The organism is Streptomyces sp. NPDC002785 (assembly GCF_040295565.1).
Taxonomy (GTDB): domain Bacteria; phylum Actinomycetota; class Actinomycetes; order Streptomycetales; family Streptomycetaceae; genus Streptomyces.
On record NZ_JBEOVN010000108.1, the window covers coordinates 1 to 24086 of the forward strand.

Consider the following 24086-nt stretch of genomic DNA (forward strand, 5'->3'; position numbering starts at 1 on the left):
ACCCTCCTGGCCACCTGGACCGGCGCCTGCTCGATATGCGGCCAACCCGCACCCAAACCAGAACCACACCACAGGACCTAACAAAGCCCTACTAGGACCGACGGGGCGCGCCACGCGCCCTTCTCCTGCATCATCCGGGCCCGTCCGGCCATGATCCGCCGGACAGGCACCAGGCGCATTCAGGTGCTCGGCTCCCGCACCACCAGCGGGGTGCCGAGCACCTGGTGTCCACCGGTGGCCAGCATGCGCACCTCTCCTCGGTCGCTGATCTCCGCGCGCACGATTCCGGTCTCGTCCTCGTAGATCGGGTATCCACCCGCCCCCGACTGCGCCGTACGCCGGACGATCACCGTGTCGTCCTCCACGGCGGACGCCTGAAATACCAACTGGTAGCTCTCCGGGTAATCCATGGCGGTTCTCCCGATGCGGATGGGGCGGGGCATGGTCCGCCTGCACCCTCCATCGTCCCCCGCATGAGCCCACCGCGCCCGGGCAGCGGCCCACGGCTGCGGGCTGATACCCGGGCCACTTATCCTGAACCCATACGGGCGGTTCGACGGCACTCGGGCGCTTACCGGAGACATGCCCCCTTTCTCCCGAGTCGCGTGTGCGGCATGCACGACCGGGATCCCCGAAACCGGGAAGGGACACACCATGAAGGATGCCGACATGGGAGACGATGTCTACCAGCCCCAACAGCCGGAGGCCTCTGACCCCGCCGAGCAGCTCGACATCGAGGACACCCTGGACAACCGGGGGCTGACCGACCTCCTCGACGAGGGCTACTCCCCGCCCGAGCGGCCGTGGGCGGTGGAGGACCGGGGCACCACGGCCGCCGAACAGCACAGTGGCGAGCCACTGGAAGGCCGCCTGGCACGGGAACTGCCCGACGTCACCGAAGCCGACGGCGACGACCTGGGAGATCTGTCCGACGGTGACGGCGAGCTCTGGGACGCGGAGGTCGGTTCGGTACGCGCCGGCCGTCTCACCCGGCAGCTGGACATCAACGAGCCGGACACCCTTGCAGCCGAGGACGTCGGGATCGACGGAGCGGCGGCATCGGCCGAGGAAGCGGCCATGCATGTCGTCCCGGACAGCCTGGGGTGAGGAGGCGCTTCGCCCCCTGGCGCCAAGACCAGGAAAAGCAGCTCCGCCGACCCGATGCCGAGGCGGCGGCTGCCATGGCCGACGGCCCCGAACAGCCGACCGGCGGAGCGCGGGGGGCCGTAGTACGTTTCGCCGTACCGGCGATGGTGCGATGACGCGGCCGCCGCCGAGCCGGCCGATCGATCGACGCACAGTCAGGTGCTCGCACCTGCGCCTGTCGCGTGGCCCGCGCATTGCGGTGCCGTGGCCGGCGTACGGCACCCTTGTGAAGCGGGCGCCGGACCGCCCCGTCGTCAGGCCGGTTCGTCGAGGAACTTCCCGCCCTCCAGAAGGGTCTTGAGCGACGAGAGGATCACGACCCACCCGCCGCTGACGCCCTCCAGCATCCTGCTGTCCGGACTGTCGAACCCGTCATGGGTGATCGTCAGCTTGATGCCCATCTCGGGCTCCTCGGCCGGCTCGATGTCGAAGGTGACCTTCGACCGCTCCTGGACGGCCTTGCCCCACTCCTCGTCCGAGGCGAAGTCGAACATCTGGCGGTGCATGGGCTGCAGGGTGTGCCAGGTGTACGAGAGCCGCTTGCCGGGCTCCGCCTCCAGGACCCGCTGGCCGACCTCCTCGAACTCGCCGTCCGGATCCATCTTCCAGCGGACCGGCGCGCCGACCTCCCAGGTCGACTCGGGGCCGTAACCACCCATGTAGATCTTGATGAATTCGGGGTCGGTCAGCGCCTGATAGAGCTTCTCGGCGGTGGTCTGGATGTAGATGACGTAGACGAACTCGGGCTTGTCCATGACCGTTCCTTCCAGGGTCTGCTTGAGGTGGGACAGCGCGGTCAGGCGGTGGCGTTCGTACCGGCCGATCCAGCGGTCGGCGACTTCCTGGATGGGCAACGGGTTGAGGTAGTGCAGCTTCTCCCGGCCGTGGCGCACGGCGGTGACCAGCAGCGCCGATTCCAGCACCGCCAGGTGCTTGCTCACCGCCTGCCGGCTCATGCCCAGGCCCTCGCCCAGCTCGCGCAGGGTCTGGCCGCCCCGCGCGTTGAGCCGGTCGAGCAGCTCCCTGCGGCTCGGATCGGCGAGCGCCTTGAATATCGGGTCCATCGCCGCCATCACGGTCACCATCGCCTGTTCGTATTCCCGGCCCCCTCCCACCATAGGCAACCTTTTGGTTGCATGCCGAGCCGGACCGGCCCGAAGACGCCCCCATCACACCTCCGCTCGTCACGCCCATCGCTTCCGGGCCGCCGCAACGATTTCTGGAATTAACTTCTGATGTCTTGTCACGGCCGGTTCTACGCGCATAGCTTTTGCCCTCACCACACTTCGGGAGCAGCTCACCGTGCACATATCCAGACCCCGTTCCGTCCTGCTGGCCGGCGCCGTCGCCGTAACACTCTCGGCCACGGCGCTGCCCGCCGCCTTCGCCGCTCCGTCCTCGACCGCCGTGATCTCCGAGGTGTACGGCGGCGGGGGCAACTCGGGTGCGGCGCTCACCCGAGACTTCATCGAGCTGGCCAATGCCGGTTCCGCCGCGTACGACCTCTCCGGTTTCAGCGTGCAGTATCTGCCTGGCACACCCTCCGCCGGTTCGCTGTGGCAGGTATCCGCACTGAGCGGGTCCGTCGCCCCCGGCGGCCGCTACCTCGTCGCCGAGGCCGCGGGCACCGGCGGCACCGTCGCCCTGCCGACGCCGGACGCCACCGGCACGGTCGCGATGGCTGCCGGCAGCGGAACCGTCGCGCTCGTCTCCGGCACGACTGCGCTGACCTGCAAGACGGCGGCCGACTGCGCGGCCGACACGCGGATCGTGGACCTCGTCGGCTACGGCTCCGCGGTCGTACGGGAGGGCAGCGGCCCGGCGGCGGGAGCGTCGAACACCTCCTCGGTGGCGCGCGGTACGTCCCTCGTCGACACCGACGACAACGCCGACGACCTCACCGCGGGCAACCCGGCACCGGTCAACTCGGCCGGTGAGACATCCGGCGGCTCCGGTCCGGAGGACCCCGGCGGCCCGACCGAACCAGGCACCGTCCGGATCCACGACATCCAGGGCACCACCCGTGTGTCGCCGCTGAAGGGCCGGCCGGTGACCGGTGTCCCCGGCATCGTCACCGGCGTACGGACCACCGGTTCGCGCGGCTTCTGGATCCAGGACACCGCGCCGGACACGGACCCCCGTACCAGTGAGGGGGTGTTCGTCTACACCGGCTCCACCGCGCCGGACGTCGCCGTGGGCGACTCGGTGCTGGTCAGCGGCAAGGTGGACGAGTACTACCCATCGTCGACCACCCAGTCGATCACCCAGATCACCGCCCCGAAGACGACAGTTCTGTCCTCGGGCAACGCGCTGCCGGCCCCGGTCGTGCTCGACGCGGCCTCGGTGCCGGACGCGTACGTCCCCTCGGCGGACGGCGGTTCGATCGACCCGCTGGCCCTCGACCCGTCGGCGTACGCCCTCGACCTCTACGAGTCGCTCGAAGGCGCCCGGGTGCGGATCTCCGACACCCGGGTGACGGGGGCGACGACCGCGTACGACGAGGTCTGGGTGACCGTCAAGCCGGACGAGAACCGGACCCGTCGGGGCGGCACGCTGTACTCCTCGTACGACGACCAGAACACCGGCCGTATCAAGGTGATGTCGCTCGCCCCGGCCCGGCCCGTGCCCGTCGCCGACGTGGGCGATGAGCTGTCCGGCGCCACCACCGGCGTCATGGACTACGCGTCCTTCGGCGGCTACAGCCTCCAGGCCACCGAGCTCGGCACGCTCACCGACAACCACCTCCGGCGCGAAATCACCCGGAAGCAGAAGGGCAACGAGCTCGCCGTCGCCACGTACAACGTGGAGAACCTGGACGCCCTCGACGAGCAGGCCAAGTTCGACACTCTCGCCGAGGGCGTCGCGGCCAACCTCTCCTCCCCGGACATCGTGTCGCTGGAGGAGATCCAGGACGACAACGGTGCGGTGAACGACGGCACGGTCGGCTCAGAGGCGACGCTGAAGCGGTTCACCGACGCGATCGTCGCCGCGGGCGGTCCGCGGTACGCATGGCGGTACGTCACCCCCGAGAACGGCAAGGACGGCGGCGAACCCGGCGGCAACATCCGTAACGTCTTCCTCTTCAATCCCGAGAGGGTCGACTTCGTGGACCGCGCGGGCGGCGACGCGACCACCGCCGTGACCGCGGTGAAGACGAAGAAGGGGGTGAAGCTCTCGGCGTCGCCCGCCCGGATCGCCCCGACCAGCGATGCGTGGGCCGACAGCCGCAAGCCGCTCGTCGGCGAGTTCCGCTTCCATGGGAAGCCGGTCTTCGTCATCGGCAACCACTTCACGTCCAAGGGCGGCGACCAGCCCCTGCACGGCCGGTACCAGGAACCGCGGCGCAGCTCGGAAAGCAAGCGGGTTAAGCAGGCGGCGGAGGTGAACACCTTCGTCAAGTCGCTGCTGGCCGCGGACGATTCGGCCCGGATCATCACGCTCGGCGACCTCAACGACTTCGCCTTCTCCCCGACGATGGACGCGCTGACCAGCGGCGAGGTGCTCAAGCCACTGATCACCACGCTGCCTGCGAGTGAGCAGTACAGCTATGTGTACGAGGGCAACTCACAGACGCTGGACCACATCCTGACCAGCCCCGGCGTCCGCCGCTTCGACTACGACGTGGTGCACATCAACGCGGAGTTCGCGGACCAGGCGAGCGACCACGACCCGCAGATCGTGCGGGTGGGCGTCAACACAAAGGGCTAGGACGGGCGTTGACCTCCGAGCCCGCGCGGACACCGCGGGCCGCGTGGGGACGGCCGGTCACCGGCCGTCCCCACTGCGCCATCCCGGCGGACGCCGACCGGGCCGCGTTCACCCAGGGGTACGTGTACTCCAGCTTCCTGCTCCATGCGGAGCACGCCGGCGAGTGGTACGGCGTATCGGCGCACGAGATCCCGCGGAAGGGTGGGCGAGGCGGGGTACGTCGGCGGCCAGGAGGACATGATCACCAATGTGGCGCTGCCCCTCGTCGCCGAACGGGAGCGGGGTCCGGTGCGTGTCTGACGTTCGCCTCTCGACCCTGCCCGGTGACCGCCGAACAGGTCACGGGCAGGGCTCTGACCTGCACCTCAACTGCGTTGGAGTGAAAGGGGGTTCGACACACGATGAAGTGATTGTCATGCCCTGAACACGTCGATACTCTGAGCGGGCTTCGGCCCCTCGGCCCATCCCACTCGGGCCCGGGGCCGTTCTTCTCCCCCACAGAGCAGGAGCAGGTATGCCCAGACGAGCCGCCGCCCACAGCAAGGTCGGCGCATCCGTCCTAGCAGCCCTCACCGTCACGGCCCTGGCCGCGACCGGCAGCCCGGCCTTCGCCGCTCCGGCCGACGGCCCTTCCATGAAACAGGCGTTCGCGCGGGCGGCCTCGAAGTTCGACGTACCGCGTGATCTGCTCGCCGCCGTCGGGTACGGCGAGACCCGTCTCGACGGCCACTCCGGGCGCCCCAGCCAGGCGAACGGGTACGGCGTGATGCACCTGGTGAGCAACCCCACGAACCCGACACTGGAGCGGGCGGCCGCCCTCACCGGCGAACCCCTCGCCGACCTCCGCACCGACACCGCGGCCAACATCCTGGGCGGCGCGGCGGTACTGCGCAGTTACGCGGACAAGATCGGCCTCGACGACCGGGAACGCGACGACGTCAACGCCTGGTACCCGGCCGTCGCCCGGTACAGCGGCTCGACGGGGCAGGCCGCCGCCCTCTACGCCGACACCGTGTACACCTTCCTGGCCCACGGGCTCTACGCCACCGTCCCCGGCGGTGAGCAGATCTCGGTGACGGCCCGTCCGGTCTCACCGCAGAAGGGCTCGCTCGACAGCACCGACGTACTTGCCCAGAGCCCCGACTACCCGTCGGCCCTGTGGGTTCCGGCCCATGCGAAAAACTTCACCGCGGGCCGGTCGGCGAAGATCGACAAGGTGATCATCCATGTCACACAGGGCTCGTACGCGGGCTCGATCAGCTGGTTCCAGAACCCGACGGCACAGGTGAGCGCCCACTACGTGGTGCGTTCCTCCGACGGCCAGATCACCCAGATGGTGCGTGACCGCGACACCGCGTACCACGCACGGAGCCAGAACGCCTCGGCGCTCGGCATCGAGCACGAGGGATTCGTCGACGACCCGTCCTGGTTCACGGACACGATGTACCGCTCTTCGGCGGCCCTGACCAAGCATCTGTGCGACCGGTACGGGATTCCGAAGGACCGGGCGCACATCATCGGGCACAGCGAGGCACCGGGCAACGACCACACGGACCCGGGCCCGTACTGGGACTGGACGCGCTACATGCAGTTGGTGGGCGGGGACACCGGCGGCGGCACCAGTGACGGACTGAGCTTCACCGCGTACGCGACCCAGCGGAGCGGCTCGACGGGGGCCCAGGTCAAGGCGGTTCAGCAGCTGCTGAGCGAGCAGGGCTACGTGGTGGGCGCGGTGGACGGCAGCTTCGGCCCGGCCACACACAATGCGGTGATGGCGTATCAGTCGACCCACCGCCTGACGACCGACGGCGTCGTGGGACGCAGGACCTGGACCGCGCTGCTGTCCGCCGGTCCGACGACAACCCTCAAGCAGGGCGCCTCGGGCGACGGAGTGAAGCGGCTCCAGCGCGCACTGACCGCGGCGCTCGGCTCGACGGTCGGCATCGACGGGAGCTTCGGCCCGGCGACGCTGACGGCGGTGCACAGCTACCAGGCGAGCCGGAGCCTGACGGCCGACGGCATCGTGGGGCCGGGCACCTGGGCGGCGCTGCAGGCGGGGCACTGACGAAGGTCTCACGGGCGCGGGGCGGGGTGGTGCGGACAGCGCGCCACCCCGCCCCGCGGGCGGACGACGCTGCATTCGACACACGCCCCGGCACTCTCCCCCAGCACCGTCAAGACCCGCGTCACGTTTGAGTAACCTGCTGGAAACCCTTGACGTTTCTCCTGACTCGTTCTTAACCTCGCTGCGTAGTTCCTACTTCTTGCAGTTCACGTGCTGCGGCGCTTTCCGCAGTGTTTTGACAGGCACAGACATAGACCACCTGTCGGTGGTTTCGTCATGCCTGTTTTTTGTGCTCCCCGTGCCGCCGATGGGTCTTCCTCGAAGGCGGATTCATGGCACAACGTCCGAGCGTCAAAGGCGTCGCCGACGTCGTTGCGCTCATCGATGGGCTGGGAAAGATCACCGGCCGGGCGCAAGTCATCTGGTTTCTCGTGTTCGGCGGGCTGTTCCTCGACGCCTATTCGAATGCCGCGCTGAGCGCCGGTCTGGGACCGATGACGTCCCAGATGGAGCTGACCAGCACCCAGGTCTCGATCCTCACGGCCACCGCTCCGGCCCTGGCGATCATCTTCAACCCGGTCGGCGGCTGGCTCGCCACCCGGATCGGCCGTGTCCCCCCGCTGCTCATCGCCAAGGTGTTCGCCATCGCGGGCGCCCTGCTCGCCGCCTTCGCCGGTGACTTCACCGTCGTCTGGCTCGGCCGGGTGCTGGTGGGTGTCGCGTACGGCATCGACTTCGCGGTCGCCATGGCGCTGCTCGCCGAGTACACGCCCGCGAAGCTGAGCGGCCGGCTGAACCTGTGGCAGGCCGTCTGGTACGTCGCCACCACCAGCAACCTCGCCCTCGCCCTGCTCTTCTTCAACCTGGACGTCGGCTCGGACATCTGGCGCTGGTCGGTCGGCTCGGCCGCGGTCGTCGCGGCCGCGCTGCTCCTGGGCCAGTGGCTGAAACTCCGGGAGAGCCCCACCTGGCTGGCGGGCAAGGGACGCCTGGACGAGGCCGTCGTCAACCTGGACAGGATCTACGGGATCAAGGCCGTCGCCGGTAAGCCCGACGAGGCGACCCGTGCCGCCACCGAGGCTCCCGCCATCGGATTCCGGCAGGCCGGACTGCTCTTCAAGGGCGAGTACCTGCCGCGCACGGTCCTCTCCTCGGTGATCTCGCTCGGGCAGTCGATGCAGTACTTCGCGGTCGGCTGGTATCTCCCGCTGATCAGCCTGACGATCTTCGGCGAGAGCTTCGAGAAGGCCACCATCGGCTCGATGGTCTTCAACGCCTTCGGTATCGCGGGCGGGCTCCTGTCCGCGTACTTCGGCCGCCGGCTCGGACTCCGGCTCAGCTCCGCCGCCGGATTCGCCGGAGTCTTCGTCGCCCTGGTCTCGATGGGGCTGACCTTCGAGAAGGTACCCACGGCCGTTGCGTTCCTGCTGCCGGTCCTGTTCATCCTCTGCCACTCCTCGGGCCCCGGCGCCAACGGCAAGTCCATCGCCGCACTCTCTTACAGCAGTGATGTCCGTGCGCTCGGCACCGGCGTCACCGGGATGGTCGGCAGCTTCGGCAGTGTCGTCGGGCTGTACGTCTTCCCGCAGATCAAGGACTCGCTCGGGCTCGCCGACACGTTCCTGGTGCTCTCCGTCGTACCGCTGCTCGGCCTGATCACCTGTCTGGCGATCAAGTGGGACCCCACCAAGGCCGCTTCGCCCGACGAGGCCGCCGGACGGGACCGTGCCGCCGTCGGCGCACGGGCCGGCTCGACGGAATCCGCGGAGTCCCTGACCGCGCGCTGACCGGCCACCGGACCTGCCGCATCACACGATGGTCCCCTCCCCTCCGTATCCCTCCGCACAGCTCGCGATGCTCGCAATGAAAGGGCTGCAATGACGCAGACGTTCCCCGGCGCCGCCCCACGGCGCGGTGTGCTGTCCATCGACGAGGGCACCACGGGCACCAGGGCCGGAGTCGTCCTCGACTCGGGCGCCGCCCACGAGGTGTTCTACCGGTCGATCAGGGTCAGCCATCCGGACGACCTCTCGGTCGAGCAGGACCCGATGGAGATCTGGACCGCCACCGTCGAGGTGGCGCGCCGGGCCGTCGGCCGGGCCCGCGAGGAGGGCATCAAGATCACCGCGGTGGCGCTCTCCACCCAGCGCGCCACGGCGATGCTGTGGGACCGGGTCACCGGGCGGCCGTTGCTGCCCGCGGTGGTGTGGCAGGACCGGCGTCACGCGACCGAGCTCACCGCGTACGAGGCGGAGTGGGACGCCGCGCTGCTGGCCCGCCAGGGCCGGCCGGTCGGCGCCCGTGCCCCGTTCCTCTGGGCCGCCCGGCAGATCGCCGCGCACCCTGAGGTGGCCGCCGCCCACCGCGAGGGCCGGCTGCTCTTCGGCACCGTCGACACCTGGCTGATCTGGCGCCTCACCGGCGGCACCGTACACGCCACCACCCCGACCAATGCCGCGTCCACCGGCGGCTATCTGCTGGAGCGGCACGCCTGGGACGAGGAGTGGATCAGCCACCTCGGCTTCCCCCTCGACCTCCTGCCGGAACTCCGCTCCGACGACGCCGGATTCGGTACGACCGACCCGGCCGCCCTCGGTATCGCCGTCCCGCTGGCCGCCTCCATGGGCGACCAGCACGCCGCACTCGTCGCGCTCGGCGGCCTCGCCGCCGGGCAGGGCATGTGCGTGTACGGGACCGGCGCCTTCGTCGACGCGGCGACCGGCACCACGCCCGCCCTGCCCCGGCCGGACATCTCCGGGGTGCTCGCCCAGCCCGGCCGGCGGCAGGGCGACATCAGCCACTACAGCCTGGAGGCCTACACCTCCACGGCGGGTTCGGCGCTGCGCTGGCTCTGCGACGACCTGGGCCTGTTCGCGTCGCCGAAGGAGCTCGGTGAGGAGGCGGGCCGGGTCCCCACCCGGCCGGGCCGCACCCCGCGTTTCGTCCCGGCACTCGCCGGGGTCCGTACGCCGGTCTGGCACCCGGAGGCCACCGCATCCCTCACCGGGCTCACCCTCGCCACCACCCGCGCCGATCTCGCGCGCGCCGTGCTGGACGGGATCGCGCACTCGGTGTGCGACCTCATCGACGGGGTCGCCGACACCATGGGCACGCCGTTCACCCGGCTCCGAGTCGGCGGCGGCGTCTCCGGCAGCGACCCGCTCATGCAGATCCAGGCCGACCTGACCGGCCTGCCGCTGGAGCGGGTCTCCGACTCCGCGACCGCCAGCCTGCGCGGCACCGCCTATCTGGCCGGTGTCGCCCAGGGCCTCTGGTCCTCGCTCGAAGAGGTCGTCGAAGCACAGCCTCACGGCCGGAGCTTCGAACCCGCGATCACCGCGGCCGAACGCACGGCGCAGCGGTCCGCCTGGCGCGACGTGCTGATCGCCCACCTGAACGACCCCGCGCTGCTCCCCCCGAAGGACCCCGAACCTCACACCCCCCACTGACGGCTCCCGACCGTCGCACTGGCGGCCCGTACCCGACCACGCGGCCGCCGCACCGAAACACCAGGAGTTGATGTTGTGATCACCATGCCCGCCCGGAAACCGCGGCGCAGCGCCGCGGCGACCCGCCGAACGCCCCTGCTGCTCGACCGGGCAGCCCTCAAGCGCCGACTGGCCGACGACACGTACGACGTGCTCGTCATCGGCGGCGGCATCACCGGGGCGTACGCCGTGCTCGACGCCGCCTCGCGCGGGCTGCGCGCGGCACTCGTCGAGAAGGACGACTTCGCCTCCGGTACGTCGTCGAAGTCCTCGAAGATGGTGCACGGCGGCCTGCGCTACATCGAGCAGGGCAACGTCAACCTGGTCCGCCACTCGCTCCTGGAGCGTCACCGCTTCCGCAAGAACGCCCCGCACCTCGTGCACCGGCTGCCGTTCCTCTTCCCGATCCTGGAGAAGGAAGGCATCTTCGACGCCCGCCTCGCCAAGGGCTTCGAGGGTCTGCTGTGGACGTACGACCTGGTCGGCGGCTGGCGGATCGGCAAGCTCCACCAGCGGCTCACCGTTCCCGAGGTCCTCGCCCAGGCGCCGACGCTGCGCGCCGAGAACCTCAAGGGCGGGCTGATGTACTTCGACGCCCGTACCGATGACGCCCGCCTCGTCCTCACGATCGTCCGCACCGCCGCCGCGCTCGGCGCGACGGTCCTCAACGGTGCGAAGGCCGAGGGCCTGCTGATGCAGATGGGCAAGGTGTCCGGCGCCCGGGTCTCGGCGGACGGCGACACCATCGACATCCGCGCGCGGGCCGTCGTCAACGCCACAGGGGTGTGGACCGACGAGCTCGACGCGAAGGCGGACGACGGTCACAAGCCGCAGGTACGGCCCGCCAAGGGCGTCCACATCGTGGTGCCGTGGGACAAGGTGCGGATCAACTGCACCGTCACCGTGCCGATCCCCGGCCGGGCCCGCCGGGCGACCTGCACCCGCTGGGGCAACAGCGTCGTGCTCGGCACCACGGACGAGGACTACCAGGGTTCCCCCGACGATGTGCACTGCACCCGTGAGGAGATGGACTTCCTGCTGGAGGGCGCCAACACCGCCTTCGAGGGGAAGCTCACCCCGGACGACGTGGTCGGCTCCATAGGCGGCCTGCGTCCGCTGGTCGGCGGCAAGGAGGGCGCGACGCTCGACATGCGCCGCGACCACCACATCACCGTCGGCCGTACCGGCATGGTGACGGTGACCGGCGGCAAGCTCACCACCAGCCGGCACATGGGCGAGCTCGTCATCAACAAGGTGATGACGGTCCTCGGCCGCAAGGGGAAGAGCCGCACCACCGATCTCCCGCTGCTCGGCGGCGCCGGATACGACGCCGAGGCCGTCGCCGCGTCCGGTGGCATCGCCGCGCACCTGGGCGAACGCTTCGGCACCGAGGCTCGCTTCGTCGGCGACCTGATCCAAGGCGACCCGGCGCTGGCCGAGCCGATCGTCGCGGGACTCCCGTACACCAAGGCGGAGGTCGTGTACGCGGCCCGCGCCGAACTGGCCCGCTCGGTCGACGACGTCCTCTCCCGCCGGATGCGCGCCCGCCTGTTCGCCCGGGACGCCTCCGTCGACGCCGCCGGGGCCGTCGGCGCGATCCTCGGCCAGGAACTGAACCTCTCCCAGGCCGAGGTGGAGCGTTCGGTCTCCGAATACCTCGCAGCCGTCCGTCACGAAAAGTCCGTACTCCTCGAAGGGGCAGCAGCATGATCAGCCGTCAGACCATCACCCACCCGTTCAACCGGGGCAACTACACGATCGGCGCCCCCAGCTTCGCCAAGTGGGCGCAGAACACCCCGATCGGGGACGGCGAGGCCGCCCTCCAGACCGACCCGGTCGAGGTCTCCGAGGCCGTGGTCGAGGCGCTGCGCGAGGCCGCGCACGCGGTGCACACCTCCCGCGACGAGGTCGTCACCCGGACCCGTGACTGGTGGGCCGGCTCGATGATCGGCGAGACCGAGGGCCGTCCGGCGACGCCGAACGCCGTGATCGTCGAGGCGGCCGACGCCGACCAGGTCGCGGCCGTGTTGCGGATCTGCCACGAGGCCGGCATCCCGGTCACCCCGTCCGCGGGCCGCTCCAACGTCACGGGCGCGGCGCTCCCCGTGTTCGGCGGCGTCGTCCTGGACGTCTGCGGACTGAACGAGATCACCGGCTTCGACGCCGAGTCGAACATCGTGGACGTCCAGGCCGGCATGTTCGGCGACCTCTTCGAGAAGCAGCTCCAGGAGGAGTACGGCGTCACCACCGGCCACTGGCCGTCCGCGTTCGCCGTGTCCACGGTCGGTGGCTGGATCGCCTGCCGCGGCGCCGGTCAGCTCTCCACCCGTTACGGCAAGATCGAGGACATGGTCGTCGGCGTCGACGTCGTGCACGCGGACGGTACGCGTGCCACGTACGGCGACTACGCCCGCGCCGCGGTCGGCCCGGACCTGCGCCAGCTGTTCGTCGGCTCGGAGGGCACCCTCGGTGTCATCGTCTCGGCGCGGCTGCGGGTCCACCCACTGCCGGAGTACGCCAATGCCGTCGCGTTCGGCTTCAAGACCTTCGCCGAGGGCCTGGACGCCTGCCGCAGGATCATGCAGCGCGGTGCCACTCCTGCCGTGCTGCGGCTGTACGACGCCCTGGAGTCGGGCACCCACTTCGGCCATCCGGAGACCAACCTCCTGCTCATCGCCGACGAAGGTGACCCGGCCATCGTCGACGCCTCGATCAAGGTGGCGCGGGAGGTCTGCGAGGCGTACGGCCCGGAGCTGGACAGCAAGACCGTCTTCGAGCGCTGGCTGGATGAGCGGATGCTGGTCGGCAAGTCCGCCGACGGCTTCACGCCTGGTCCCGGCTTCGTCGCCGACACCCTGGAGATGGCCGCGTCCTGGACCGACCTCCCGGTCATCTACGACGAGGTGGTCGCCGCGATCCAGTCGGTGCCCGGCACCCTGGCCGCCTCGGCCCATCAGTCCCACGCGTACACCGACGGGGCCTGCGTCTACTTCTCGTTGCGCGGCGATGTGGCGCCGGAGTCGCGCCGCGACTGGTACCGCTCGGTGTGGGATGCGGCCAACGCCGTACTCATCAAGCACGCGGCGGCGCTCAGCCACCACCACGGCTGCGGTCTGCTGCGCGGCCCCTACCTGGAGGAATCCCTCGGGGCGGGCTTCGCGACGTTCGTCGCGGTGAAGAAGGCCCTGGACCCGGCCGGCATTCTCAACCCTGGCAAACTGGGCCTTCCCAGCCGATTCGGTACGTCCCCGCTGAACTGATGTCAGTCGCCACGAACCCTCCTTCTCCAGGCAGGCCCTTGCCATGACCCCTTCCCCGTCCCGGTCCAGTGCCGCACTCGACCCCCGGCTCGCCTCGGCCTTCGCCGAGGTGCCGGTCGTCGCGTCGGTCGTCGGCACCCAGCCGCTGCGGCAGTTCCTGACCGCACCGGCGAAGGTGTGCATCCTCGCGTCGCTCGCGGTGGGGCAGCTGCCGCAGGTCGTGCCGGCGCTGGGCCGGGCGGGGAAGACCGTGTTCGTGAACGTGGACAGCAGCCCCGGTCTGGCTCAGGACCGGGGCGCGCTGGAGTTCATCAAGAACATGGGCGCGCACGGCGTGGTCAGCACCCGGCTCTCCCTCATAGAGAAGGGCCGCCCGCTCGGCCTGCTGACGATGATGAAGGTGTTCGTCACCGACCGGTCCAATCTGCGCCGCTCCACGGACGCCATCTCGCGCGGGGCGCCGGACCTGGTCGAGATCATGCCCGCCCCGATCGTCGCCCGGATGAGCGCGCAGGCACAGCGCGCGATGTCCCCGTCGGTCGCGGCCGGCTTCGTGGAAACCGCCGCGGACGTGGCGCTCGCGCTGGCCCTCGGGTCGGCCGCGGCCGCCACGTCCGACCCCCGCCTCTGGCACCTGCGCCGGGACCAGCTGCCTCCGGTCCCGCCCGCCGCCCTGAAGAGGCCCGCCGCACCCCAGGAGTAGTCCCCCATGACATATGTGGTCGTAGCCCACTACCGCACCAAGTCCGGCGAGGAGAACACCGTTCTTCCTCTGCTCGACACGATGACCGCCGCCTCCCGCAACGAGCCGGGCAATCTCGCCTACCGGGTCCACCAGGGCATCGAGGACCCGCGGGCGATCGTGCTGTACGAGGAGTACGCCTCCGAGGCCGACTTCACCGCGCACTGTGAAACGTCACATTTCCAGGAGATCGTGCTCGGCAAGATCGTCCCGCTGCTGGAGAGCCGCGACGTGCTGCGCTGCGCTCCGCGTCCGGAGGTTCGGGCATGAAGACCCGCGCGGTGGTGCTGCGCGGGATATCGACGGCCCGCCCCTATTCCGATACCCGTCCGGTCGAGGTGGAGGAGCTGGAGCTGGGCGCCCCGCGCGAGGGCGAAGTGCTGGTCCGTATCGCGGCCGCCTCGCTCTGCCACTCGGACCTCTCGGTGGTCAACGGCGACCGGGTCCGCCCGCTGCCGATGGCGCTCGGCCACGAGGCGGTAGGTGTCGTCCAGGACACCGGACCGGGTGTCAGCCGTGTCTCCCCCGGCGACCATGTAGCGCTGGTCTTCGTGCCCAGCTGCGGTTTCTGCGGGGACTGCGCGGCGGGCCGCCCGGCCCTGTGCGCGCAGGCAGCGGCGGCGAACGGCTCGGGCGCACTGCTGCACGGCCCGTCGCTGCTGACCGACGCCTGCGGCAATCCGGTCCACCATCAGCTGGGCGTCTCCGCGTTCTCCGAACACGCTGTGCTGGCCCAGGAGTCAGTGGTCCCGATCCCCAAGGACATCCCGTTCACCGTGGCGTCGATGTTCGGCTGCGCGGTCCTGACGGGCGCCGGTGCCGTCATCAACACGGCGGCCCTGCGTCCCGGCCAGTCGACGGTGGTCTACGGCCTCGGCGGCGTGGGCCTCTCCGCGGTTCTGGGCGCCCGTGCTGCGGGGGCGTACCCGATCATCGCAATCGACCCGGTCCAGGAGAAACGCGACCTGGCCATCCGGCTGGGCGCGACGCACGCGTACGCCCCCGGCGCCGCGATCGAGGCGGTGCGCCAACTCACCTCCGGCGGGGCCGAGTTGGCGGTGGAGGCGGTGGGCAGCCCCAAGGTCATGGCCGAGTGCCTGACGGCCGTGCACCGGGGCGGCAAGGTCGTCTCGGTGGGTCTCCCCGCCCCCGACCGGGTGCTGGAGGTCCCGGCCCTGGCGTTCGCGGGCGAGGGCAAGTCGCTGCTGGGCTCGTACATGGGTGACGCGGTCCCGCGCCGCGACATCCCGAGGTTCCTGGACCTGTGGCGGGCGGGCCTGATGCCGGTGGAGCAGATGCACACGGGCACGCTGCCGCTGACCGGCATCAACACGGCGTTGGAGGAGTTGGCTTCGGGCCGGGCGATCCGCCAGGTCGTCGACACGTCAGGGATGCTGAACGCCTGACGCGGCGCCCGGAATCCGTTGACGGCGCTCCTGCCGGTTGCAGGGGCGCCGTCAGTATCCGCCTGCGGCACCCGGGCGATGTGACATGTCATTCGGGCCGCTTGTTCGCGTCATTCGCACCGGAAGGCGTACGTCGTACGGCGACCTTGCGACGGTTGATACGCCACCCCTTCTCACCGCGCACGATCACGTCCTCGTACGTCACACTTCCGCTCGTACCGTCCGCCTTGATTCCGATCCCCTTGGACCGGGCGCGCACCTGATCGTCACCGACCTCGGTGAGGACGACGTTGGTGACGTGATGACTGACGGGGCCGCGTTCCCCCATCGCCCTGGCCGCGTCCCGGAAGGCCTCCAGCCCGTGCATCGTTCCGTGGCCCAGGTCCGAGGCGTCGTAGACGACATCGGCAGTGAACAGCTCGTCCAGACGGTCGAGTTCACCGTCGTCGATCAGATGCCCGTGCAGAGAGATCAGTTCCGTGATGGCCATACGGTCCTCGGCGCCGAGTGTCATCGCCAGTCCTTTCGCGAGTTCTCCGAGCGGCCTGCGGCGGTGGCCCACTCCAGCGGCTGCAGCGTCCGCCCTCCGGTGCACACTGCCGGTGCTCGGTGCGCAGTGAATGCGCAAGTTGGAGGTTCCTTGGTAGGTGTTCAGGAACGAGAGTTCCGCCTCGTAGCCCGCCACCGTCAGCTGTTGTCCTTCTCGGTGGAAGCCATACTCCGCGCAGCGTGGGCGCCGGCAACGGCAGACGCACCTGTGCGCCCTGCACAAAGCTGTCGTTCACCCGCATGGGGGCCTGCCCGAGTCTCGGCTTCGGACCGCTCCCTGATCCATGCCGTTCCCCTTCATGCCCACGCGCGACGAGCCCTCACCGTAGTCCAGGGGTTTCCACAGACAGCACGTCAGCCCTGCCGCGCCGTCGGGACGGCTGCGGTCAGCCGGTGCGGCGGGAGCGGGCCAGAGCCAGCCCGCCGAGGGCCGTGCCGATCAGCCCCAACAGCAGGGCCACGATGGCCCCGCCCAGCCCGTTGCCGGTGCCGACACCACCGTCGGAGGTGGCCACGACCAGCCCACCGATGGCCATGCCGATCAGCCCCGCCATCAACGCCACGTCGGCCCCGAGTCGCCCGGACCGGATGCCGATACGACCGGCGGGGCGGGCCAGAGCCAGCCCGCCGACGACCACGCCGGTCAGCGCCACCAGCGCGGCCACGATGGCCCCGATTCTCCCAGCGCTCATGGCGTAAACACTGGCGGCGACCGGCTGGACCAAGGCGTGGGCGTCCGCCGGTGTGGCAGGCACAAATTGGACTGACATGAAGTGCTCCCTTTTCTCCTACTACTGAGTGGCGTCTGCATCATGTCCGTCGGGCCCATCGCCGGTCGTCCGGCGGACGCAGGAAATTCGCGCTGCCACCGACGCCGCACGGGGCTACCCCGGACGCTGCAGGAGCCGCGAAGGTACCGCGTGTGCGGTAGTCGGCCGATCATCCGTGGGCAGGAGTCGCCCGCGTGGACATCCGGCTGAGGTGCGCGCATGGGCAGGGGACTGATCGGTGTCAGAGACTGGGCGATCGCCATCGGCGTGGCGGCGATCCTGCTGGTCACCGGGCTGTCCGGGCAACACTCCGCCACGAACCTCGACCTGCTCGGCTACACGCTGCTGGCAGCCGGCGGCCTGGCGCTGGCCGCGCGCCGCCGGGCTCCGGCTCCCGTCCTGGCCGTCACCGGACTGTGCGCGGTGGGGTACCAGGCGGCCGGTTTCGACGTGCCTGCCGTTGCGTATCTGTTCGCCGTGTACGCAGCTGTACGGGCGGGACACCGCACCGTCACGGTGGCGGCGAGCGTGACCATGCTGGCAGCTCTTCGGCCTCCACCAGCGTGCGTAGAGCGGGTCGTTGGGCGAGCTTGGCCTGCTTGGACCGGTGCCCACGCGCGTAGGCGGACGCGGCACGGTAGCGGTCCCGGCCGCCGTTGCGGGCGATCTCGCGGGAGACGGTCGAAGGCGATCTGCCCAACCGCCTGGCCAACTGCCGAGCAGGTTCTCCGGCGGCGATGCCGCGGGATATCTCTTCGCGCTCGCCGCCGGTCAGATGCCGCTCTGATCGCTGTTGCAGAGTGAGGCGGACGCCGCCGCTCTGGTACAGGAACCGGCGAACGTGGTGCATCGGCGCCCCGAGCGCCCGCCCGATCAAGCTGAACGACTGCCCTCGCGCCAGCGTCTCCAAATCTCATCCTGCTGAGCTGGCGAAACCCCGTAGTCACGCACCTGTGCCTCCACGATCACGTGATCATCCGTCGGCGGTGCGTTGATCACTTGAGGGTGCCACCGTCTGCCGACACTCGCCCCGGGATCACGAACTGCTACGCGTCGGCGAGCAGCGGGTCGTAGGCGGTCGAGCGCCGGCGCCCCGACATGAAGGAGAGGAAGTCCTTCACGAACGCACTTCGGGAGTACCTTGCCTCGGCGTCGGCCATCGTGCGCCGGAACCCGGTCCGGAACAGGGCCCGGTACTCGTCCGCGTCGATGAACTGGTTGCCGTCCGCGTCGGTGACGTCGAAGAGCACTTCAGCGACCCTGATCAGCGCGGGCCCGGCGAGGGAGGGGACAGCGGCGGCGTACTCCTCCCTGCTGATGCGTCCGTCGCCGTCGATGTCGAGGGCCGCCTGGAGTTCCCTCCACCACTCGGCGTACGCGTTGTAGAGCTTGGTCTCCTCCGGCTCGTCCAGATCGAGGCGCGAGGACAACTCCCGTGCCATGGCTGCGAGATCGGGCCAGTCCAGGTAACCATCGCCGGTCTGGTCCAGCACTGCGGTGAAGAATTCGTCGGCGCTCCGCTGCGACCCGGTTCCCTCGGCGGGACCGTGCTGCACGGGAAACGGCGTGACCAGCCGGAACAGGGCGCCGACCTGCTTCATCCGGCCGCGCAGCGCGGTGAGTGTCGCGGCGTGGGGGGCGTCGCTGTCCGAGGACAGGTAGAGCAAGCTGGTGAGGCTCTCGGTCTGGAGCCAGTTATCGGGCAGGAAGCGTGCCAGGCCGGCAGCCGTGTAAGCGCTTTGCATGAGCGTCTGGGCGCCGGGAATTTCGGGCAGACCCGCCCGTCGGCGGAAAGGCTCGGGGAGGGACGCCACGGTGACCGAGCCGATGACCGGGCCTGCGAGCGCGCGGCCCGCCGCCCACACGGTGGGCAGGCCGTCCAGCAGGGGCGGCGCCGGGAGATGGTCGAAGAGCTTGTAGAGGATGATGCGCAGCGCCTCCGTGTTCTCCAGTTCCTCCTGGACCATGTGGTCGTAGTACTGCCAGAACTCCTGCAACGTGGGCGGCAGATGGCCGACCCCATCCCCCAAGGCCGCGAGGAATGCCTGGTATTCGGCGTAGAGCCGTTCCATGGTGGGCCGGTCGAGCGGCTGCCCGCTCAGTCGGCACATGGTGACGGAGCTCTCGAAGAGCGTCGCGACCACCCAGGAGCGGACCTGGGGGTCCATCGCGTCGTAGGGCCGGTCTTGGGCGTCGGTACCGCTCAGCCGCGCGTGCAGGCGGTTGAGCCGCGCCGCCTCCCTCTGCCGCTCGTGATCGTCGGCGCCGAACATGCGCTGCAGGCTCACGAGGGTGTTGCGCAGCCGTCGCCACGGGTGCGCCACGAACGTCGAGTTGTCGATCAAGGCCGCGCCGATCTGCGGGTGGGCGGCCTCCAATACCGTGGCCCTGATCACGGCCAGTGCCCAGCGCGGATCGTTGAAGAACCGGTGGAACTGCGAGTCAGGACCGAACAGGGATCCGGGCTGTGCTTCGGGGGTCGACCGTGCGGGGTCACCGTTGTGATCGGTGGCTCCGGAACGAGTGCGCCTGGGGCGGGTGCTGCCTGTGTCCGTCACGGGTGAGGTTCTCCGTTCGCGTGCGGCGTCACGCCGCCGAAGCGGCGATTGCGTTGCCGGTAGGCGTGCAGGCACTCCAAGAAGTGCGGCGCACGGAAGTCGGGCCAGAGCACCGGCGGGAAGGTCCACTCGGCGTAGGCCACCTGCCAGAGCATGAAGTTGGAGATTCGCTGTTCACCGGATGTTCGGATGACGAGGTCCGCATCGGGCGTGTCGGGAAAGGGCAGATGAGCGGCGAAGTGCTGCTCGTCGACGGCATCGGCCGGCACCCCGCTGCGGATGAGGGACCGTGCCGCCTCGACGATGTCCCTGCGTCCGCCGTGGTCGAACGCCACGGTCAGCGTCATGCCTCGGTTCGTACGGGTCAGCGTCATCAGGTCGTCGAAGTCCCGGGCCAGCGGTGCAGGGATCCTCGGGTCTGCCACTCCGAGGAACCGGCAGCGGATGCCGCGCGCGTGCAGCAGCGGGGCGTGTTTGCGTACCACGCGGCGCACCAGTTGCATGAGGAAGTCGACCTCGCTGCTCGGGCGTCGCCAGTTCTCGGTGGAGAACGCGTACAGGCTCAACCACTCCACTCCCGCCGTCCGCGCCGCCTCGATGACGTCGATCACCGTTGTTTCTGCTGCTCGGTGACCCGACGTACGCGGCAAGGACCGCCGTGCCGCCCACCGGCCGTTCCCGTCCATCACGCACGCGACGTGACGCGGCACACCTCTGTGCCGGTCCTCACCGGCTGGGCCACGAGGATGTGTATGGGCCGACGACGAGGCAGACGTGGCGTCGGCTCGCTCAATCGTCATACGTGCTCCCCCGGCTGCCGCAATACATTTCCCCCTCCGCCTCGCACCGACCCGCTGGGCGCAGCACCCCTGGCCGCAAGGCACCGCCGCAGTGGGCCCGGACAACCCCCCGCTGTGTCCGGGCTCTGCTACGCACGTTGCGTATCCACCGGAAGCCTGTCGAGTCTGCGGACGAGTTCCACCCCCGCAGACGGCGGGCCGGCCTGCTCCACGGACGGCCCCAGGGGGTTCCTCCGCCGCAGCGCCACTCAGATCGACACTCAGCAGAGTGCCGGTACCCGGCCTCGGACACATCACAATCTCTGCCTATTCACCTGTAGTACGCCAGTCGGATTTAGACCGACCGGCCGCGCTGTCCGACACCGCGTCACATACTGGGCCCAGCTGCGCCGCCTCAAGTGACACCTACTGCGGGTCGGTCTAAGCTGGCCGGCATGTTCCTCTCCCGTGTGTAGGACCCCGTACTGACCGCACCCCGTCCCACCAGGTGCGGCACTTCGGTGTCCCCGCATGCCCGCAGCGCCCTGTGCCGCGCTGCCCTCACGAGGAACGTCCTCATGTTTTCGCCTTCACCCGCGCCTTCGCGCGCCCCTTCGTATGTCACCGTCCTGCGCACCCGTCACGCCTCGCGCACCTTCGGTGCCGCTCTGTTGGGGCGGCTCTCGTACGGAATGGTCTCCCTCTCCCTGATGCTGGCGGTGAAGGATGCCACCGGCTCGTACTCCGTCGCGGGCACCGTCATGGCCCTGTTCGGAACGACCAGCGTCTTCCTCTCCCCCGCCCGTGCCGCACTGATCGACCGTTACGGGCCGTGCCGGGCCCTGCCACCGATGGCCGGTGTCTACGCCGCACTGCTCGCCGCGCTGGCGTACGTCACCTGGCAGCCGGGGGCTTCCTCGCTCCTGCTGGGGATGCTTGCCGTGACGGCAGGCGCCTGCACCCCGCCGCTGGGACCCGTCATGCGGACCCTGTGGAGCAGTCTCGTTCCCGACCGTGAGCTGTTGCAGCGCGCATACAGCCTGGACGGCGTCGCCGAGGAACTGCTGTTCGTCACCGGGCCGTTGCTCGTGGGCCTGGTGATGCGGTCTACCGTCCCCGCGGCAGGTGTCGCGATCAGTGCCGCGCTCGTCCTGGTGGGCACACTGGCACTCGTGTCCTCACCCGCGGTGCGCGGAGTCGGTGTGAAATCGTCGGCGAAGAAGGCCGCCGTGCCGCAGGACATGCCCCGCAGACAGCGGCTGCTCGGCATCGTCGGGTTGCGGCACGCCGCGATCGTGGCAGCCGCCGTGGGGCTGTGTCTGGGGGCCCTGGATCTGCTGGTGGTGGCGTTCACCGAGCAGCACCATCGGGGTGCGGCGGTGGCATGGGTGCTGGCTGCCCTCTCCGCCGGAAGCGCGGTCGGGGGGCTCGTCCACGGTGCCGTCTCATGGCGTGCATCGAACCGGGTACGTCTGCCTGTGCCGGCCGCCGGTCTCGGCATGGCGATGGTCGTGGCCGGGATGTCGCCCAACGTGTACGTGCTGGTCGCGGTGGTCACGGCCGCCGGGGTCTTCGTCGCGCCGGCCTTGACCACCGCGTATCTCGTCGCGGACGAGTCCGTGGGCGCGGACAGCCGCACACAGGCGGGTGCATGGGTCAACACCGCTGTCAATGCCGGGTCCTCGGCGGGCACTGCGGCAGTGGGTCTGCTGGTGGACCGCCTGCCGCCGGCTGCCTGCTTCGCGATCTCGGCAGTCCCCGCGCTGCTGTGTGCGGCTGCGGTGGCTCGCGGTGCGATCAGCCGTTCTTGACCGTGATGGAACCGTTGGTTGTGGCCAGATCGATCTTGTGGTCGCCCGCCGGGTCATTGGCGATGCCGATGTCTTTGTGACCGTGGTGAGTGCTGGCGGCGACCGTGTACCGGCCCGTCGGCGCAGTGACGACGATGGCCCCGTTGGATGTCCTGGCCCGGACATCCTGCGGGTTCACCGGAGTCAGCTCGATCCGGCCGTTGGAGGTCTTGGCCCGGATGGGACCGGCCAGGCCACGCCCCTCGATCCGGCCGTTGGAGGTGTGCACATCGGCCGGGCCGGTCACTCCGTCCAGCTCGATCCGTCCGGAGTGCGTGGTCACGTTCACCGGCCCCACTCGGGCCAGGACCACGGATCCGGACGAGGTCCCACCGTTGACCGGGAGGCTTTCGGGCATCTCGACGGTGTAGGACACCGAGCACTGGCTGCCGCAGCCGCTCAGCACCAGGACGTCGTTCTCGACCCGGTGCGACGCGCCTTCGGGCTTGTCCCCCCGGTAGCGGACCGAGCGGTGCAGGGACACCTCGGTGGTCTTCGCCACGCCCCGCAGATTCACCCGGCCGGAACCGAGATCCAGCCGGACGGAGGTGATCTTCTGCGGCACGTGGGCGTCGTCCTCGAAGGTGTGCCGGTCGATCAGGCCGCATGCGCCGAGCCCGATCGGAGCGCTTCCCGCCATCGTTGTCGCCATGAATGCCCTGAGCCGGTGACGCATGAATCTCCCCCTGGATCCCAATCAGCCTGGTCTCCGGCCCACTCGGGGTCGGTGCTCAGCGCAGGCTGTACAGGCGCCTACGGGGGCGACCATGGTGCAGACCCCCGGCCCGGGCGGGGGAATACCCGCCCGCTCCACGTGTGGTGATGGACCGTCATTTTACGTTACGCAGCCACATCGGTCTCACCGAAAGAGGCGGCCGCGCACCCTGGTCAGGTGTGTACGGCCGCCTCAACAGCAGGCCTCAGCAGTTCACTTCAGGCCGAAGGCCCGGATGATCTCCTGATCGATGCCGAGCCCGTCCCCGGCCTCGGAGTGCGCCTTGATCGAGACGAAGCCGCCGGCCTTCTCGGGGGTCTTGAACCGCGCGATCCAGTTGCCCTCGGAGGTCGTGCGCAGCTCCACGGCGCTCCAGGTCCTGCCGTCGTCGTAGCTGACCGAAAGCGACGCCTTCTTCGCCTTCACGGCGCCGTCCAGCCACTCCTGCGTACCGGAGCCGATACCGATCTCGGTCCACCGGCCGGCCTCGACGTCACCGGCGAGGTCGGTGTCGACCTTGTAGTCCAGCTGGAGCATCGGCATATCGGCCTGGTACGGGCCGTTCTCGTCCATGGCGCCCGAGACGAAGTTCCACTCGGTGTGCGTGCGGGTGGAGGTCTTCCACACGTCGCCGTCCCTGGTGGAGTCGAGCACGAAGCGGTACGGCAGCTTCTCGGGCGAGACGTCCCAGGCGTATCCGGCCCGGCCGGCAACCTTCTTGATCAGGGTGTCGCCCTGGTAGAAGGCGGTGGTGGTGGTGTCGTACTCGTCCTCCGGCATGCCGGTGCCCAGGCGGGGGCGGGTGATCGGCGCGAACCACTCGGCGGGGTAGGTGCGGCCTGCCATCGGTGATCTTCCAGCGGGCATTCGCCGTGAACCGGATCGTTGGCCGTGTTCGAGAGGCTCGTCGATCTCCTCGCACAACAGGGCGAGGACGTCGGCCGCGTCGGTGTCGGACAGGTAGGCCGGCGCGACTACGAGCATCAGCTCGCGGGATTCTCCAACTGAGCACGGGCGTACGGCGCACCGGCCCCGGTCCGAGGACCGGGG

Annotated in this window: 19 protein-coding genes and 2 pseudogenes; 12 read left to right on the forward strand and 9 right to left on the reverse strand. The window is 69.8% G+C overall.

Annotated elements, in window-relative coordinates; genetic code table 11:
• Positions 1-179: 179 nt before the first annotated feature.
• Positions 180-410 carry a DUF6296 family protein gene (locus ABTZ94_RS23270; protein WP_351203012.1) on the reverse strand — a complete coding sequence of 77 codons (231 nt, stop codon included), beginning with the start codon at positions 408-410 and terminating at the stop codon, positions 180-182.
• 244 nt (positions 411-654) lie between these two features.
• Here ABTZ94_RS23270 and ABTZ94_RS23275 point away from each other — a divergent pair, with 244 nt between their 5' ends.
• Positions 655-1107, forward strand: coding sequence for a DUF5709 domain-containing protein (locus ABTZ94_RS23275; RefSeq protein WP_351202982.1), 453 nt, complete (start codon positions 655-657; stop codon positions 1105-1107).
• Between the two features lie 293 nt (positions 1108-1400).
• Here the strand turns inward: ABTZ94_RS23275 and ABTZ94_RS23280 are convergent, their stop codons facing one another.
• Positions 1401-2210: an ArsR/SmtB family transcription factor gene (locus ABTZ94_RS23280; RefSeq protein WP_351203014.1), complete on the reverse strand. Its 810-nt coding sequence runs from the start codon at positions 2208-2210 to the stop codon at positions 1401-1403.
• Between the two features lie 238 nt (positions 2211-2448).
• Between ABTZ94_RS23280 and ABTZ94_RS23285 the strand changes: the two genes are divergently transcribed.
• From ABTZ94_RS23285 to ABTZ94_RS23325, 9 genes are all read left to right on the forward strand, one after another.
• Entirely contained in the window at positions 2449-4854 is a 2406-nt protein-coding gene (locus ABTZ94_RS23285) for a DUF8508 domain-containing protein (RefSeq protein ID WP_351202984.1), read from the forward strand.
• Positions 4855-5368: 514 nt separating this feature from the next.
• Positions 5369-6919: a peptidoglycan-binding protein gene (locus ABTZ94_RS23290; protein ID WP_351202986.1), complete on the forward strand. Its 1551-nt coding sequence runs from the start codon at positions 5369-5371 to the stop codon at positions 6917-6919.
• 332 nt (positions 6920-7251) lie between these two features.
• Positions 7252-8706, forward strand: coding sequence for an MFS transporter (locus ABTZ94_RS23295; protein ID WP_351202988.1), 1455 nt, complete (start codon positions 7252-7254; stop codon positions 8704-8706).
• A 90-nt stretch (positions 8707-8796) separates the two neighbouring features.
• Complete coding sequence (locus tag ABTZ94_RS23300) at positions 8797-10368, forward strand: FGGY family carbohydrate kinase (RefSeq protein ID WP_351202990.1); 1572 nt, start codon at positions 8797-8799, stop codon at positions 10366-10368.
• Positions 10369-10443: 75 nt separating this feature from the next.
• A complete protein-coding gene (locus tag ABTZ94_RS23305) occupies positions 10444-12117 on the forward strand; it encodes a glycerol-3-phosphate dehydrogenase/oxidase (RefSeq protein ID WP_351202992.1) in 1674 nt (557 codons plus the stop codon).
• Positions 12114-13667 (forward strand): FAD-binding oxidoreductase, encoded by a 1554-nt coding sequence (locus ABTZ94_RS23310; RefSeq protein ID WP_351202994.1) that lies wholly within the window; start codon positions 12114-12116, stop codon positions 13665-13667. Before ABTZ94_RS23305 ends, ABTZ94_RS23310 begins: the two co-directional genes overlap by 4 nt.
• Positions 13668-13710: 43 nt before the next feature.
• On the forward strand, positions 13711-14370 hold the full coding sequence (locus ABTZ94_RS23315; protein ID WP_351202996.1) for a glycerol-3-phosphate responsive antiterminator: 660 nt from the start codon (positions 13711-13713) through the stop codon (positions 14368-14370).
• A 6-nt stretch (positions 14371-14376) separates the two neighbouring features.
• The gene (locus ABTZ94_RS23320; protein ID WP_351202998.1) at positions 14377-14679 is read left to right on the forward strand and encodes a putative quinol monooxygenase; all 303 of its coding nucleotides are present in this window, start codon (positions 14377-14379) and stop codon (positions 14677-14679) included.
• The gene (locus tag ABTZ94_RS23325) at positions 14676-15815 is read left to right on the forward strand and encodes a zinc-binding dehydrogenase (RefSeq protein ID WP_351203000.1); all 1140 of its coding nucleotides are present in this window, start codon (positions 14676-14678) and stop codon (positions 15813-15815) included. Before ABTZ94_RS23320 ends, ABTZ94_RS23325 begins: the two co-directional genes overlap by 4 nt.
• An 88-nt stretch (positions 15816-15903) precedes the next feature.
• Here ABTZ94_RS23325 and ABTZ94_RS23330 read toward each other — a convergent pair whose 3' ends face one another.
• Together ABTZ94_RS23330 and ABTZ94_RS23335 are read right to left on the reverse strand one after the other, a co-directional pair.
• Positions 15904-16329: a nuclear transport factor 2 family protein gene (locus ABTZ94_RS23330; protein ID WP_351203002.1), complete on the reverse strand. Its 426-nt coding sequence runs from the start codon at positions 16327-16329 to the stop codon at positions 15904-15906.
• Between the two features lie 421 nt (positions 16330-16750).
• A complete protein-coding gene (locus ABTZ94_RS23335) occupies positions 16751-17134 on the reverse strand; it encodes a DUF6223 family protein (RefSeq protein ID WP_351203004.1) in 384 nt (127 codons plus the stop codon).
• Positions 17135-17353: 219 nt separating this feature from the next.
• Here ABTZ94_RS23335 and ABTZ94_RS23340 point away from each other — a divergent pair.
• Positions 17354-17683 (forward strand): annotated as a pseudogene (locus ABTZ94_RS23340) (sensor histidine kinase); the annotation flags it as partial.
• On the opposite strand, the gene ABTZ94_RS23345 reads toward ABTZ94_RS23340, so the two are convergent.
• The 3 genes from ABTZ94_RS23345 to uppS form a co-directional block, all read right to left on the reverse strand.
• Positions 17646-17984: a helix-turn-helix domain-containing protein gene (locus ABTZ94_RS23345; protein ID WP_351203016.1), complete on the reverse strand. Its 339-nt coding sequence runs from the start codon at positions 17982-17984 to the stop codon at positions 17646-17648. The pseudogene ABTZ94_RS23340 and the gene ABTZ94_RS23345 overlap by 38 nt on opposite strands.
• Before the next feature lie 196 nt (positions 17985-18180).
• Positions 18181-19590: an oxygenase MpaB family protein gene (locus tag ABTZ94_RS23350; RefSeq protein WP_351203017.1), complete on the reverse strand. Its 1410-nt coding sequence runs from the start codon at positions 19588-19590 to the stop codon at positions 18181-18183.
• Positions 19591-19688: 98 nt separating this feature from the next.
• A complete protein-coding gene (gene uppS, locus ABTZ94_RS23355) occupies positions 19689-20492 on the reverse strand; it encodes a polyprenyl diphosphate synthase (protein WP_351203006.1) in 804 nt (267 codons plus the stop codon).
• A gap of 557 nt (positions 20493-21049) precedes the next feature.
• Here uppS and ABTZ94_RS23360 point away from each other — a divergent pair.
• A complete protein-coding gene (locus ABTZ94_RS23360) occupies positions 21050-22282 on the forward strand; it encodes an MFS transporter (protein ID WP_351203008.1) in 1233 nt (410 codons plus the stop codon).
• On the opposite strand, the gene ABTZ94_RS23365 is transcribed toward ABTZ94_RS23360, so the two are convergent.
• Together ABTZ94_RS23365 and ABTZ94_RS23370 are read right to left on the reverse strand one after the other, a co-directional pair.
• On the reverse strand, positions 22269-22961 hold the full coding sequence (locus ABTZ94_RS23365) for a DUF4097 family beta strand repeat-containing protein (RefSeq protein WP_351203010.1): 693 nt from the start codon (positions 22959-22961) through the stop codon (positions 22269-22271). The two genes, ABTZ94_RS23360 and ABTZ94_RS23365, sit on opposite strands and share 14 nt — an antisense overlap.
• A gap of 288 nt (positions 22962-23249) precedes the next feature.
• Positions 23250-24086: pseudogene (locus ABTZ94_RS23370) on the reverse strand (hypothetical protein); the annotation flags it as partial.